Origin of the sequence: Pseudoalteromonas sp. 20-MNA-CIBAN-0454 (assembly GCF_040308685.1) — a bacterium.
In the GTDB taxonomy this organism is placed as follows: Bacteria; Pseudomonadota; Gammaproteobacteria; order Enterobacterales; family Alteromonadaceae; genus Pseudoalteromonas; species Pseudoalteromonas nigrifaciens.
Genome location: NZ_JBEOOB010000230.1, coordinates 1 through 241 on the forward strand (window position 1 = coordinate 1; position 241 = coordinate 241).

General features: G+C 61.0%; 1 protein-coding gene. It reads left to right on the forward strand.

Going from position 1 to position 241, the window contains the following annotated elements; all coding sequences use genetic code 11:
* Positions 1 to 241, forward strand: a 241-nt coding sequence (locus AAEZ22_RS18585; protein ID WP_502935273.1) for an acyl-CoA dehydrogenase family protein, incomplete at both ends; no start/stop codon positions are given.

The window sequence follows — 241 nt, forward strand, 5'->3', positions numbered from 1 at the left end:
GTGCTGGCTGGCGATCCGGTGCTGCCCGCGGAAGCAAATTTGCTGCGTCTGTCTGCCACCCACGCGGCTCACACCTGTGCGGATATCGTGATGCAGGCGTACAAGATGGCGGGCATCGGCGCGATCTATCGCGAGAACCGCATGCAGCGTCTTGTACGGGACTCGATCGTCGTCACCCAACACGCTTTCCTCGGCGAAGGCAACTACGATGCATCGGGTGCGGTTTTCGTGGGTATTCCTC